Source organism: Herminiimonas sp. NPDC097707 (assembly GCF_044761395.1).
Classification (GTDB): Bacteria; Pseudomonadota; Gammaproteobacteria; order Burkholderiales; family Burkholderiaceae_D; genus Oxalicibacterium.
Genome location: NZ_JBIWCI010000001.1, coordinates 1,654,612 through 1,667,479 on the forward strand (window position 1 = coordinate 1,654,612; position 12,868 = coordinate 1,667,479).

The 12,868-nt window shown below is 53.4% G+C and carries 12 protein-coding genes; 10 read left to right on the plus strand and 2 right to left on the minus strand.

The genetic code is table 11. The annotated features are described in order from the left end of the window. Positions 1-16: 16 nt before the first annotated feature. The 7 genes from xseA (at position 17) to ACIQW9_RS08020 (ending at position 8,230) form a co-directional block, all read left to right on the plus strand. Positions 17-1,378 (plus strand): exodeoxyribonuclease VII large subunit, encoded by a 1,362-nt coding sequence (gene xseA, locus ACIQW9_RS07990; RefSeq protein WP_402335132.1) that lies wholly within the window; start codon positions 17-19, stop codon positions 1,376-1,378. Positions 1,379-1,557: 179 nt separating this feature from the next. Further along, complete coding sequence (sodB, locus tag ACIQW9_RS07995; protein WP_402335134.1) at positions 1,558-2,136, plus strand: superoxide dismutase [Fe]; 579 nt, start codon at positions 1,558-1,560, stop codon at positions 2,134-2,136. A 1,093-nt stretch (positions 2,137-3,229) separates the two neighbouring features. After that, positions 3,230-4,240 (plus strand): thiosulfate ABC transporter substrate-binding protein CysP, encoded by a 1,011-nt coding sequence (gene cysP, locus ACIQW9_RS08000; protein ID WP_402335137.1) that lies wholly within the window; start codon positions 3,230-3,232, stop codon positions 4,238-4,240. Positions 4,241-4,411: 171 nt separating this feature from the next. Next, positions 4,412-5,257, plus strand: coding sequence for a sulfate ABC transporter permease subunit CysT (cysT, locus tag ACIQW9_RS08005; RefSeq protein ID WP_402335140.1), 846 nt, complete (start codon positions 4,412-4,414; stop codon positions 5,255-5,257). Position 5,258: 1 nt separating this feature from the next. After that, a complete protein-coding gene (cysW, locus tag ACIQW9_RS08010) occupies positions 5,259-6,110 on the plus strand; it encodes a sulfate ABC transporter permease subunit CysW (RefSeq protein WP_402335143.1) in 852 nt (283 codons plus the stop codon). Between the two features lie 434 nt (positions 6,111-6,544). Then, positions 6,545-6,742, plus strand: a complete 198-nt coding sequence (locus ACIQW9_RS08015) for a hypothetical protein (RefSeq protein WP_402335146.1) — start codon at positions 6,545-6,547, stop codon at positions 6,740-6,742. A 213-nt stretch (positions 6,743-6,955) separates the two neighbouring features. Beyond that, a complete protein-coding gene (locus tag ACIQW9_RS08020; protein WP_402335148.1) occupies positions 6,956-8,230 on the plus strand; it encodes an FAD-dependent oxidoreductase in 1,275 nt (424 codons plus the stop codon). A 167-nt stretch (positions 8,231-8,397) separates the two neighbouring features. Here the strand turns inward: ACIQW9_RS08020 and nhaR are convergent, their stop codons facing one another. Next, the gene (gene nhaR / locus ACIQW9_RS08025) at positions 8,398-9,297 is read right to left on the minus strand and encodes a transcriptional activator NhaR (RefSeq protein ID WP_402335151.1); all 900 of its coding nucleotides are present in this window, start codon (positions 9,295-9,297) and stop codon (positions 8,398-8,400) included. A 272-nt stretch (positions 9,298-9,569) separates the two neighbouring features. Here nhaR and ACIQW9_RS08030 point away from each other — a divergent pair, with 272 nt between their 5' ends. Together ACIQW9_RS08030 and ACIQW9_RS08035 are read left to right on the plus strand one after the other, a co-directional pair. Beyond that, positions 9,570-9,848 carry a zf-TFIIB domain-containing protein gene (locus tag ACIQW9_RS08030; protein WP_041322579.1) on the plus strand — a complete coding sequence of 93 codons (279 nt, stop codon included), beginning with the start codon at positions 9,570-9,572 and terminating at the stop codon, positions 9,846-9,848. Between the two features lie 275 nt (positions 9,849-10,123). Continuing rightward, positions 10,124-10,756: a carbonic anhydrase gene (locus tag ACIQW9_RS08035; protein WP_402335154.1), complete on the plus strand. Its 633-nt coding sequence runs from the start codon at positions 10,124-10,126 to the stop codon at positions 10,754-10,756. A gap of 58 nt (positions 10,757-10,814) precedes the next feature. On the opposite strand, the gene ACIQW9_RS08040 is transcribed toward ACIQW9_RS08035, so the two are convergent. Further along, complete coding sequence (locus tag ACIQW9_RS08040) at positions 10,815-11,912, minus strand: lipid A deacylase LpxR family protein (protein WP_402335157.1); 1,098 nt, start codon at positions 11,910-11,912, stop codon at positions 10,815-10,817. Between the two features lie 253 nt (positions 11,913-12,165). Between ACIQW9_RS08040 and ACIQW9_RS08045 the strand changes: the two genes are divergently transcribed. Next, a complete protein-coding gene (locus tag ACIQW9_RS08045; RefSeq protein ID WP_402335159.1) occupies positions 12,166-12,861 on the plus strand; it encodes a YbaY family lipoprotein in 696 nt (231 codons plus the stop codon). Positions 12,862-12,868 lie beyond the last annotated feature (7 nt).

Genomic DNA, 12,868 nt, shown 5'->3' on the forward strand with positions numbered 1-12,868 from the left:
TTCAAGTAAAAAAACCATGGCTATCGATTATCCAAATCCGAACCAGACGCCGACACCAAACGTGCTCACCGTCTCTGCATTGAACCAGGCGGTCTCCCGCATGCTGGAGCGCAGCTTTCCGCTCACATGGATAGCCGGCGAAATTTCCAACTTCACGCGCGCCGCTTCCGGACATTGGTATTTCACACTGAAAGACGACGCGGCGCAGGTACGTGCAGTGATGTTTCGCGGTCGTGCCCAATATGCCGATTTCATGCCACGCGAAGGCGACCGGGTAGAAGTGCGCGCGCTGGTCACACTGTATGCACCGCGCGGCGATTATCAATTGAGCGTGGAAGCCCTACGGCGCGCCGGCGTCGGCAATCTGTACGAAGCATTTTTACAGTTGAAGGAAAAACTGGCGGCGGAAGGCTTGTTCGATCCTGCGCGCAAACGTCCCTTCCCTTTGTTTGCCCGCACAATAGGCATCGTCACCAGTCCGCAAGCCGCTGCGCTGCGCGATATTTTAACGACGCTGCAGCGTCGCGCACCGCATGTGCGCGCCATCCTGTATCCAACGCCGGTACAAGGCGAAGGCGCTGCCAACAAGATTGCACAGGCGATCGCCACCGCTTCGGCGCGCGCCGAATGCGATGTGCTGCTGGTATGTCGCGGCGGAGGCAGCATAGAAGACCTGTGGTCGTTCAACCATGAAATCGTCGCCCGCACGATCGTCGGCTGCGATATCCCCGTCATCGTCGGCGTCGGCCATGAAACCGATTTCACGATTGCCGATTTCGCCGCCGATGTGCGCGCTCCTACACCGACTGCGGCAGCAGAGCTGGCAGCGACGCCACGAACGGAATGGCTGGCGCGGCTGCAAACCGAGGCCGACGATATGCGTCGCGCACTGAAAAGACAGTTGTCGGATACCGCGCAAACGCTGGACTGGCTGTCGCGCCGCCTGATCAGCCCATCGGCCACGATCGCGCACAAGCAGATGAAACTGCAAAATCTGCAGGCGCGTCTGGGACACGCTACCCGCATTCCGCTCGGCAAGGCGCAGTTTGCGCTGGCCCATTTGCGTAATCGCTGGCTGACGCAGTTGCCGGACACGCGCATCCAGCGCGCTCGCGTCGCCGAACACGCACGGCGCCTGAGCAATCAGATGAAGACACGCAGCGCCACACAGGAGCAGCGTTTGCGCGCACTTTCCGCACAACTGGAAATGCTCAATCCACAACGCACGCTGGAACGCGGTTATGCCATCGTCAGCGATGAAAAAGGCAACATCGTGCGAGCGCCGCAGGAATTACGGCCGCGACAGAATGTTACGGTGCGACTGGCGGAGGGTAGCGCGCAGATCGGCATTGCCAGCGTGCAGCAAACCCTGGAGTAAGGCAGCAATGAAAGCGGGGCAAAATGAACGCAGCCATAGCCTCGCTATTTGCTTTCGCCTGCGCCGCACAAGCCGCGTTCATGGAAATTGACTTGCGTCGTGTGCAAGCATTGCATAACCGTCTTACAATAAGCCCTTTCAAAAAGAACATCTCATTTTTAACCCCTAAAAGGACGACCATGGAACATACCCTGCCGGCACTGCCCTATGCGTTGGATGCACTTGCTCCACATATCTCCAAAGAGACACTCGAATTCCACTATGGCAAGCATCACCAGACCTATGTGACGAATTTGAACAACCTGATCAAGGGTACCGAATTCGAAAACGCATCGCTCGAAGACATCATCAAGAAATCTTCCGGCGGTGTATTCAACAATGCAGCACAAGTCTGGAACCACACTTTCTACTGGAACGGCCTGAAACCAAACGGCGGCGGCGCTCCAACCGGCAAGGTAGCTGACGCTATCAACGCCAAATGGGGTTCCTTCGACAAGTTCAAGGAAGAATTCACCAAGTCCTGCGTCACCAACTTCGGCTCCGGCTGGACCTGGCTGGTGAAAAAAGCCGACGGCTCGCTCGATCTGGCCAACACCTCGAACGCCGGCTGCCCATTGACCGGCGCCGACACCCCATTGCTGACCTGCGACGTATGGGAACACGCTTACTACATCGACTACCGCAATGCGCGTCCGAAGTATGTTGAATCGTTCTGGGCGCTGGTGAACTGGGATTTCGTTGCGAAAAATCTGGGTTAATTTGATTTGATTGCATCAGTTATTTTTAATGGCTGATGCTTTTGCAGCTGCAGTAGATATATAAAATGCCTCGAATTTTCGGGGCGTTTTTTTGTTTGTGAGTATTGATATCGGGTTTTCTTCGTCGATGTTCAGTCGTCGGGGGTCCAGAGGTGTTTCTCTGTCTTGCCAACTTCTAGTCTTAACTGAGGCGGTTCTTTCTGCGATGAAGCTCAGTTGCCGGGAATGGCCCGGCGGCCACCTTCTTTCTTTGCTTCGCCAAAGAAAGAAGGCAAAGAAAGGCGACCGCACAGCCGCTGTCCCTACGGGCTCCCCAGTGCTGCGCCGCCAAAAATGGGAAGTGAACGAAACTCGCTGCGCTCAGACAACGTTCACTTCTTGATCCATTTTCGGCATCGCATCACTGGCAGCGTCACAGCGGGACGACACGCTTCCTCGCCTGCGGCATCGGGCGCTTGATACACGGGTGCTGAATCGTTCGCCAGTGTTTTGGGCTTAAACCCATTAACCCAGTACGTCCCTGCTTAATTTCAAGTCATCACCATCACGATTTGGGTTCGGCAATGCCGCAGGCGAGCCGAACCTGCAGCTTCCGCTGTGACGCTGCCGTTTGTGACGTGCAGAAAATGGAAAGAGAAATGGGCGTTGTTTGAGCGCAGCGAGTTTCGCCCGTTTCCCATTTTTTGCACGGCATAAACGGGAACCCGAAGGGCAGCGGCTGTGCGGTCGCCTTCTTTTGCTTACTTTTCTTGGCGAAGCAAGAAAAGTGAGTAGCCGCCGGGCTACCCCCGGCAACTGAGCCTCATCGAAGAAAGAACCGTTTCAGCCATCACTAAAACAAGACAGAGAAACATCTCCAGACTCCCGACAACTGAACATCGACGAAGAAAACCCCACATCAATCCCACAAACCGCCCCTTATGCTTTTTTCGCATGATCACATGCGAAAACTATCGTTGGAGCGAATAAGGATGTTTGATATATTTCTTTCCACTCGGGAAGTTTTCCAAACTCACATCATTGCCGACACGCAGTATAGCGACCAGGCGATCATTTCCCTGCCACGAATTTTTACGCAAACACGGAGTAGTTTATGTTCAAAAAAGTTGTTTTACTCACAGCCGCTGCGGCGACCCTGCTGACAGGCGCTGCTCAGGCGCAGGACAAACCGATACTGAATGCGTCGTACGACGTCGCGCGCGAAGTCTTTGCTGCCATCAATCCGAAATTTCAGGCCCAATGGAAAGCGCAAACTGGTCAGGATTTGAAAATCGACCAATCGTTCGCCGGTACCTCGCGTCAGGCGCAAGACATCCTGCAAGGTAAAAAGGTCGATACCGTCACGTTCAATCAAGTGACCGATATCGACATCCTCGCCAAACGCGGCCTGGTGAGCAAAGACTGGCAAAAAGCATTTCCAAACAATGCTTCGCCTTACTACAGCACCATCGCTTTCCTGGTGCGCAAAGGCAATCCGAAAAACATCAAGAGCTGGGACGATCTGGTACGCGACGACGTGAAAGTGATATTCCCGAATCCTAAAACCTCGGGCAATGCACGCTACACCTATCTCGGCGCATGGCTGTACGCAAATGAAAAATTCAAGGGCGACCAGACCAAGACCAAGCAATTCGTCGGCAAGCTGCTGCACAATGTCGTGAATTTCCCTACCGGCGGCCGTGGCGCCACCGTGGCATTTGCACAAAACAATCAGGGCGATGCCTTGCTGACCTTTGAATCGGAAGTGATCAACATCGCAAAGAGTGATGAGTTCAAATCCGGCGCATACGAAATCGTCGTTCCACCCGTTTCCGTGCTGGCTGAATTCCCGGTTGCCGTGGTCGATAAAGTCGTCGATGAAAAAGGCACCCGCAAGGTTGCCACGGCCTACCTGAACTACGAATACTCGCGTGAAATCCAATTGCTGCTGACCACCTTCAACTATCGCGTGCACCATCCGGATGTGGCGAAAGTAGTGGCGGATCGTTACGCAAAAGTACGCTTGATCGATCCAACCAAGGTGCTCGGCTCATGGGATCAGATTCAGGCTGCACATTTCGCCGGCGGCGCGATGCTGGATCAATTACTCAGTCAACGGAACTAAGACAGCAACTGGTGCAGCAGCGATCCTGTTGCACCAGCATAGTTCTTTGTCAGACTGGATGACGGTGGTTTACAATGCCACCTTCCACGCGACCATCCGCCATCTGGATGGTCGTTTTGTTTTCCGAATCGCGTTTTATCGTAACGCCTCACTGCCGCCGAGCACCCTATTGTGAATTCGTCTCTCCGCTTCTTCCGCAACACGCCGATCCTGCCGGGCTTCTCGATAAGCTTCGGTTTTTCGGTGTTGTATATCAGCCTGGTGATTCTGCTACCGATTTCGGCGCTGCTGGTCTACGTCAGCGGTATGAGCTTCGATCAATACTGGTTCGCAATTACCGATGCACGCGTGCTGCAGAGTTATAAAGTCACGCTGATGGGTGCGTTTTATTCCACCGTGATCGTGACCTTCATCGGCTTTTTGCTGGCGTGGATCATCACACGCTACGATTTCCCTGGCCGTCGCCTGATCGATTCACTAGTCGATCTGCCGTTTGCACTGCCAACCTCGGTCGCTGGCGTGACGCTGTCCGTCTTGTTCATGCCTACCGGCTGGCTCGGTCAGTGGTTTGACATTTTCGGCATCAAAATCTCTTATGCATTCCCCGGCATCGTCGTGGCGATGATCTTCACCAGCCTGCCCTTCATCGTACGTTCGGTGCAACCGGTCCTGGAAGACATGGAGAACGAGCTGGAAGAAGCGGCGCTAATGCTGGGTGCAAACAAGTGGCAGATTTTCTGGCGCGTGATTTTGCCGACCCTGATTCCCGCCCTGATTACCGGTTCCTCGCAAGCCTTCATCCGCAGCCTCGGTGAATTCGGCGCCGTCATCATGATTGCCGGGAATATCCCCTTCCAGACCGAAGTCACATCACTGATGCTGTTCGTCCGTCTGCAGGAATACAACTACCCGGCGGCGGCGGCCATTGCCTCCGTAGTCTTGCTGGCCTCACTGCTATTGCTGTTCCTGCTGCAGGTTGTGCAGGGACGGCTTTTCAAAACAGCGGGAGGAAAATAACATGGCATCCACCATCAAACGTCCGACCTCCACACATCAGTGGATCTTGATCGGTCTCGGCATCGTATTGACGATACTGATGCTGATCGTACCGCTGGTCCTGATCTTCACGCAGGCATTCAGCGGCGGCCTGGAACTGCTGCGGCAAAATCTCAGTGAAGATTACATGCGGCATGCGCTCGGCCTGACACTGCTGGCTGCAGTACTGACCGTGCCTATCAATCTGGTGTTCGGCATCCTGCTCGCATGGTGCGTCACGCATTACGATTTTTTCGGCCGTCGGCTGTTGATTACTCTGGTCGAGATTCCCTATGCGACTTCGCCCGTGGTCGCCGGCTTCTGCTATCTGGTGGTCTATGGACTGGAAGGCGTAATCGGCCAATGGCTGTATGAAAAAGATGTTCAACTGATGTTTGCATGGCCGGGCATCATCATGGTGACCGTCTTTGTGACGGCACCGTATATCGCCCGCATCCTGATGCCGCTGATGCAAAAACAGGGCACCGAGGAAGAGATCGCCGCCTTGTCGCTGGGCGCCACCGGTTGGCAGATTTTCCGCCATGTGACCTTGCCCAACATTAAATGGGCCTTGCTGTACGGTGCCGTGATTACCAATGCACGGGCAGTCGGCGAATTCGGCGCGGTCGCAGTGGTGTCCGGCACGATCATGAATCAAACCCTGACGCTGCCTTTGCTGGTGGAGCAACTCAATAACGATTACAAGACTGCCGCCGCCTTTACCGCTGCCGCCCTGCTCGCCTGTATGGCGCTGCTGACGCTGATCCTGAAAACAACCATGGAATGGCGGCAGGAAAGGCGCGAGGCGGAAGCAAAAGACGATGATGCAAATTAGACAGGCAGACGCAACACTGAAATAAATCCGGAATCATTTCCTTCCGGCATAGAAATCCACTATCATCGCGCTGCGCTGAAAACCAGCGCAGCATTCCCGTTGGTCTCCATCGTAGATTCCGACATCGTTCGCCAAGCGTACGCGCTTCCATTCCACCCGCAGTGAAATACGCGCAAACGTATGAAGCGGTATACTCAGCAATGAATTTGCAGCTTCGTTGCATTTTCGTTACGCCTTCGCTGCACTTTCGCAGCACCTTCGTCAGAGCATTCCTACAAAATTTTGGGATGGTCTCTGATCGCCAATCCATACCGGCTCTTTTATTCTTGCCACTCGGGTCGCGCATCGATTTTGCCCAAGTGCAAAACCGCGACATGCGATAACAACCCCTGCGCTTGCCGAATCTCGCAAGCTGCACTCGATAAGGAATCGACATGTACAACAATCACGATGAACTCAATAACCCGAACTTCCTGACCCACGTCAGACGTATTCCGGACGCCCATCTTCTGCATGCTTCTGAAGAACAGGAAAAGCAGGACGATGCAGACGTCGAAACGGAAGATTCAAGCGAACCGGCCCATATCACCGTGGTTCCCTTCAGCACAACCAAGACAGGTTCGTTCCAGTAAATTCATTTGTTCCTGGAAAAACCGGATCCGCTTTGCAATGCATGGGAATTCTTGAACATTCCATGCATTGCAAGGCTGATCCGCTCACTGCTCCGCCGTACCCATTCCCGCACTCTTCCGCTTTACTTTCAGTTGAAACAATCCGCATAATCACACCACGCCGCAGGCAAAAAACGGCATCCTAGTCATATTCTTTTTTCAAAAAGGGAATGCATGCCGAATGAACTTCATACGCGCTGCTGTATTGTCGGCGGTGGTCCGGCCGGCATGATGCTGGGCTTGCTGCTGGCGCGGGCAGGCGTGGATGTCATCGTGCTGGAAAAACACGGCGATTTTTTACGCGATTTTCGCGGCGACACCGTGCATCCGTCCACGCTGCAAATCATGCATGAGCTCGGCTTGCTGCAGGCGTTTTTACAACGCCCTCATGACAAGGCATACGAACTGAGTATCAGCGTGGCAGGCCAGGTATTAACGATCGCCGATTTTTCACGTCTGCACACGCAATGCAATTTCATCGCCTTGATGCCGCAATGGGACTTTCTGGATTTCCTGCGCGATCACGCTGTCAGCTATCCTCATTTTCGTCTGTTGCAAAATGCCGAAGCGACTACGCTGCAAGAACAGCATGGATACGTAACAGGCGTGCACGTCGAGACGGCTAACGGCCCCCTGCTCGTCAATGCCGACCTGACCATCGGTGCCGATGGCCGTCATTCAGCCGTGCGCAAGGCAGCCGAACTCACGGTACGCGATCTCGGCGCGCCTATCGATGTCCTGTGGATGCGCCTGCCGATGGCGGCAGGCGATCCATCCAGCACCGGAGCTCGGCTGGGCGCGGGGCAGTTTTTTGTCATGCTGCATCGCGGCAGCTACTGGCAATGTGCATATGTAATTCCGAAAGGCGGCATCGCCGCCATACGCGAACGCGGGCTGGCAAGCTTCCATGCCGAGCTGGCCGCTATCGCACCGCTCTTTGCAGATCGCGTGTCATCCCTGCAAAGCTGGGATGACATCAAATTGCTGAGTGTGACTGTCGATAGACTGGAACGTTGGTGGAAGCCGGGCTTGCTGTGCATAGGCGATGCCGCGCATGCGATGTCACCCGTAGGCGGCGTCGGTATCAATCTGGCGATTCAGGATGCGGTTGCGACTGCCAATATTTTGTCCAAGTCACTCGCCAATCCGCAGGTGCAGGCAAAGGCATTGACGCCTCTACTTAAGCAGGTTCAAAGTCGACGCCTGTTTCCGGCACGCATCACGCAAGCGGTACAAGTCACCATCCAGAACCGCGTACTGGTGCCAGTGATCGGCAAGCAGAGCAAGCAGGCACTCACGATTCCCTGGCCGTTAAAACTATTGAATCGCTGGCCCGCATTACGCAAGATTCCAGCGTATGCGGTCGGCATCGGTGTCCAGCCGGAACATATCCTGGATAGACAAGCACATGAAAAATTGCAGGCGCCTGCCCGACCATCCTCAAAATAAAATTCTTCAACAGCCACAACAGCAGCCGAATACCTGCCGACACCGATAGCAGTCGCGCTGATGGCGTGACACTATCCATTTTAAAAATAAAAAAGAGGATGAATCAATCATCCTCTTTTTCATCGTTCTCTTTGTATTTTCAAATGCCTTACCTCATCTGATGACGCTTACCGAATCAGACTTTCGCGTGCAGCAGAGCTGATTGCCACAACCGCCGGATGCGTCAACTGCCGCTCTACCGAGATTGCATAGAATTGCTCGGTGACCAGGCTGGTACGACCGATTTCCGTCACGCCGTATTGCTTGATGATTTGATCCGCCACAGCGGACGGTGCCGCAAAAATGCCTTTTCCTGCGCCGCCGAATGCCTGCAGCAAAGCGCCATCGTCAAATTCGCCTATGATGCGCGGCCGCACTTTTTCTTTTTCAAACCAGCGTATCAAACGCGGTCTGACTGCGGCATCTTCACCCGGCATCAGGAAAGGCGCGCCATCCAGGCTTTTCGGGAAACCCTTCTCGTATTCTTTCGCCAGCTCATCCGTCGCAAAAAAGGTCACACCGCATTCACCCAGCAAATGGTTATAACCGCGCACATCGATATTCGCCGGCATCGGACTATCGGCAATCACGATGTCCAGCCTGTGCACCGCCAGATCAGCAAGCAGATTGGTCAGCTTGCCCTCGCGGCACACGATGCGCAGGGATTCAGGCAACTCCATCGCCGGCTCCAGCAACAGGTAGGCGATGGCCTTCGGCACGGCATCGGCAACACCGACACGGAATTGCAGCGGCCAGCCGCCCGGCCGGAAGCGCAGTACTTCCTGCAACTCTTCGCCTAGCGTAAAAATTTCATCCGCATAGCCGAGCACCACGCGCCCGGCATCGTTGAGCTCCAGCCGTCGCCCGATGCGATTGAATAATTTATAGCCGAGCACATCTTCAAACAGCGAGATCTGGCCGCTGATGGTTTGCGGCGTCAGGTGCAGACGTTCGCTTGCACGCCCGATACCGCCCGCTTTGGCAACCACCCAGAAGTAATGCAGGTGCTTGTAATTCATCGTACTCATGGCGCCTCTATATATACAGTTTTTACGAATGAAAAATTGATTATATTCGACTTTTCAATAGAAAAAAGTAGTCGTACAGTTAGCCTGCTTCCTATTGGAACGCGGGTAAACAGGCGTAAAAACATAACCCCGGCTTTTGCTGGGCATGACTTTGCTGTTCATCATCCTGTAGCAATTGCCCGGTTTGATCAACGGCACCCATTGATTGTTTTCCTGTTGTCTTGATTGCGCATCCCTGCCGGGATGGCGTGTTCATTCTTGAAGGCGCAACAATGAAATGTCCCATTTGCAGCGACATGCATTTGATCATGTCGGATCGACACGCGATTGAAATTGACTACTGCCCGCAATGCCGTGGCGTATGGCTGGATAGAGGTGAACTCGACAAACTGATAGAGCGTTCCGCCAATGCAGTGACGGAAGCAGCACCCGCAATACGTCATCGCAGCGAACGCAAGAATGCACGGCAGGAAAAATTGCTCGGCTATAAGAAAGAAGGTTATGGCCAGAAGAACAAAAAAGACTTGATCGGTGAATTATTCGATTTCTGATCGGCCGCTGTCACATCGAACACACAGCAATTTTCATCATCTCTTCATAAATTACTGTTTTCTGACAGCATCCCCATGCTACGCACATCTTTAGATGCGCATGAACGACCTTGTCCTGACTAGCATTGCAGTCATGCATTCCGCATCCAGCCTTGAAAATTTTTCGACGCAAAGCATTATCGAATGCATTAAAGTACTGAACATTCAGCATGTGTGCGCCACTTTTTTGACGCGGCAGGCAGTGAACAAGAATAAAAATACTAGGAAAAAACAAGATGATGCATACAGCAAAAGAAGCACTGGAACGCTTGCGCGAAGGAAATTATCGCTTCGTGACCGATATTCACAACGATGACCACTCCCCCAGTCGCGCACGTCGCAAGGAAGTAGCCAACGGTCAGGAACCGTTCGCCATTATTCTCGGCTGTTCCGATTCGCGGGTACCGGCTGAAATGGTGTTCGATCAGGGACTGGGCGACTTATTCGTGATTCGCGTTGCCGGCAATATTGTCGCGCCTTCGCAAATCGGCAGTGTCGAATTTGCTGCCGAACGCTACCAGACAAAACTGGTGGTGGTGCTCGGACATTCGCATTGCGGCGCCATTCTGGCCACGCTGGAAGAGTTGAAGCGTCCGAATGAAAACCAATCGCGCAATTTGAAGTCCATCGTCGATCGCATTCGTCCTTCGGTTGCCACGCTGCTTGAAACCGAATTGAAGCACGACCACGAAGCGCTGGTGCATCAATCAGTGCGTGCCAATATACGCGCCTCGGTGAATCATTTGCGCCATGGTTCGGAGTTGCTGGAAAACCTGATTCAGAATGAAGGCTTGCTGATCGTTGGCGCCGAATACTCGCTGGAAACCGGCGCGGTGGAATTTTTTGAAGGCCTGCCGACGGGCACCTGACCGGGTTCCACGACTTTCATGCGGCGCAGATAAAAGCCGTCATTGAAAAAACTGCGCGTCAGTATTCAAGACTCAGTGTGATAGAGCCGTAACTCTGCGCATCTTTTTGCCCGCGGAATTCCTTGCTGCGCAAATAGTGGGCATAGGTGATCTTGCCGCCTACCCACTGCCAGGCCACACCTGCCGCCACATCGCCGATAAAATAACGCTTGGATACGCTGTGGCTGTCGGAAAAAGTATTCCCGTCGAGAAAAATATCGCGCGCCACTGCACGTCCATCCACGGAAACAAATGCATGCACACCACCGTCGGACAGGCGACGCGACACATTCACCGGCAAGGGCGCATTGCTATCGCTGGCAGGCCTGATCGGTGAAGTCCCGAAATCGTTCGGCAGATAACTTCCGATCCGGAATTCCACACCCGCATTTGCATATGTCTTCACGTTGCCCAGGCTGAAACCGTAATGCGTAATGGCGTCGATCTTCGGCCCGCCCGGATGGGAGATCTGCAAGATCCTCTTTTTTCTTTCCTTCACGAACTGGATTCCCAACTCGTTATTGAGTTGATTGCTCCAGCCGTTAAAGCGATCTATGCCGCGCACTTTATGTATGAAATTCTGCGACTCCCGTGCCAGCGAGGCCGGCCCGACCATGCCGATATCGATCTCCACCGTATCCATGTGTCTATCATCGCGCGCGTTGTAAGCCAGACCAAGATACAGCCAGCCTGCATAAGGGCGATCATCGGTAATCAGGTCGCTACGCACTTTGTCGGTTGGCGTATACATCGCCTGTCCCAGACTGACCACCATATTGCGTGAATCAAAAGCCCCTGGCTGCACCTTTTCCGAAACCTGATTCAGATGTCGCACCCATTTTGGCAGACAGGGATCGTTGATGTAATCTTCCAGATTGGCCGATATCCACGAAAACTTCGCCCCGCTGGTGTAATTATGGTCGGTCCCCGTGAACATATCGTTTTCGTAATAGAAATTGAATACGTCCGGATAATTTTTCAGCGCCCTGACACCCGGTTTGGACGAACAGCTTTCCACGTCAGGCTCCTGAGCCTGTGCCGTAGTGCCAAAAACAATAATGGATGTCGCAAGAGAAAACTGGAGAAAAACTGTTTTGGAAAGCCGTGCTATATGCATTGAATGTAAATTTGAAAGTAACTTGAATGTTTGCTGAAAGAATGGAAATGCATCAGCCTGCTTCATTATCTCTCGATACAGCAAGGCAGAGACTACTGGCGCATACCTGCCCCGTCAAGATATCGATACAGACAGAATGCAGTCAAGTAGCCGGAAAAGCCGATGCACTTACGCGTTAAACTGAACGTTCAATCAGTTTATTCATCAATCAATGTAATCAATCTATTCACCCATCATTTTTCAGGACCGCAAGATGACAAGAAATTATTCCCTGATTGCCTTGCTGGCTGCATGCCTGCTTGCCACAGGCTGCGCAAAAAAACTCAAGCCGGACAATCTTCCCGCCCTTTCCGGCAATGTGACGGGTAGCGTCATGTACCGCGAACGCATCGCACTGCCACCGGACTCCAAGATAGTCGTGAACCTGGAAGACGTCAGTCGTGCGGATAAAAGCGGCGTATTCATTGCCCAGCAGACATTGCGTCCCGGAGTGCAAGTTCCCGCCCAGTTCAATCTGCGCTATATCCCGTCGGCCATCAACAGAAGCCATCGCTATGTGGTGCGCGCATCGATACTGGATAGTCAGGACGAGTTGCTGTGGACTTCGACCGAAGCCCATCCGGTTTTGTTCAATGAAGCGGAGAAGCCGCTCACCATCATGGTGGAGCGCGTCGTCAATGCAAATACGGTTGCACCCCCGCTTGCCAGCAAAGGTGTCGCATTCAAGTGCGATGAGCTTGAATTTATTGCGAAGTTTGAAGCGAACAAGGTGCAGATATTGCTGGCCGGCCGCAGCCTGACATTGCCGCAAGTGATTTCCGGTTCCGGTGCGCGCTACGCGGATGGCAGCACGACATTCTGGAACAAGGGTGATACGGCATTGCTGGAAATGAATGGCGTCAGTTACAAGGGCTGCAAAACCGATACCTCGCTGCCTGCAGCCAAATAAGATTGCA

Bases quoted from the DNA above. Each gene is read 5' to 3' on its own strand.
- xseA (WP_402335132.1), top strand. From the start codon at position 17: ATGGCTATCGATTATCCAAATCCGAACCAGACGCCGACACCAAACGTG.
- sodB (WP_402335134.1), top strand. From the start codon at position 1,558: ATGGAACATACCCTGCCGGCACTGCCCTATGCGTTGGATGCACTTGCT.
- cysP (WP_402335137.1), top strand. From the start codon at position 3,230: ATGTTCAAAAAAGTTGTTTTACTCACAGCCGCTGCGGCGACCCTGCTG.
- cysW (WP_402335143.1), top strand. From the start codon at position 5,259: ATGGCATCCACCATCAAACGTCCGACCTCCACACATCAGTGGATCTTG.
- ACIQW9_RS08015 (WP_402335146.1), top strand. From the start codon at position 6,545: ATGTACAACAATCACGATGAACTCAATAACCCGAACTTCCTGACCCAC.
- ACIQW9_RS08020 (WP_402335148.1), top strand. From the start codon at position 6,956: ATGCCGAATGAACTTCATACGCGCTGCTGTATTGTCGGCGGTGGTCCG.
- nhaR (WP_402335151.1), bottom strand. From the start codon at position 9,297: ATGAGTACGATGAATTACAAGCACCTGCATTACTTCTGGGTGGTTGCC.
- ACIQW9_RS08030 (WP_041322579.1), top strand. From the start codon at position 9,570: ATGAAATGTCCCATTTGCAGCGACATGCATTTGATCATGTCGGATCGA.
- ACIQW9_RS08035 (WP_402335154.1), top strand. From the start codon at position 10,124: ATGATGCATACAGCAAAAGAAGCACTGGAACGCTTGCGCGAAGGAAAT.
- ACIQW9_RS08040 (WP_402335157.1), bottom strand. From the start codon at position 11,912: ATGCATATAGCACGGCTTTCCAAAACAGTTTTTCTCCAGTTTTCTCTT.
- ACIQW9_RS08045 (WP_402335159.1), top strand. From the start codon at position 12,166: ATGACAAGAAATTATTCCCTGATTGCCTTGCTGGCTGCATGCCTGCTT.